The sequence below is a fragment of the Bacillus sp. DE0042 genome, from assembly GCF_007680225.1.
GTDB lineage: Bacteria > Bacillota > Bacilli > Bacillales > Bacillaceae_G > Bacillus_A > Bacillus_A wiedmannii.
In genome coordinates this window covers 1-416 of sequence record NZ_VEJP01000032.1, presented here as the reverse complement: position 1 = coordinate 416, position 416 = coordinate 1, and the positions used below count along the sequence as shown (strand labels likewise).

General features: G+C 38.5%; 1 pseudogene. It reads left to right on the top strand.

The window, feature by feature from the left end:
- Nucleotides 1-416, top strand: a pseudogene (locus FS802_RS30695) (bifunctional metallophosphatase/5'-nucleotidase); the annotation flags it as partial.

The following is a 416-nucleotide window of genomic DNA, read 5'->3' as shown; positions in this document are numbered from 1 at the left end:
TTAGAAGGTAAAGTAGATGTAATGGTAGGTGTTATGCATATGGGACTAGAAAATGAGAATGGAATCCCTGGTACTGGGGTTCAAGATATTGCGAATGCTTGTCCGGAACTAAGCGCTATTTTTGCAGCTCATATGCATAAGCTTGTTAAAAAAGAAGTTGTAAATGGTGTCATTATTACAGAACCAGATAAATATGGAACACATATCTCACGTATTGACCTTACTTTTACAAAGCAAGATGGAAAGCTGGTTCTAAAAGATAAAACTGCTACCGCTATACCTGTAAAAAATACTGCTGGAACAACAGTAGTATCTGATCCTACACTTGAAGACACACTGACACCTTTTCACGAGTATGCGAGGGGAGATGCAAATGTTGTAGTCGCTCAATTAAAGGGTAGAAACCTTGTTCCTGA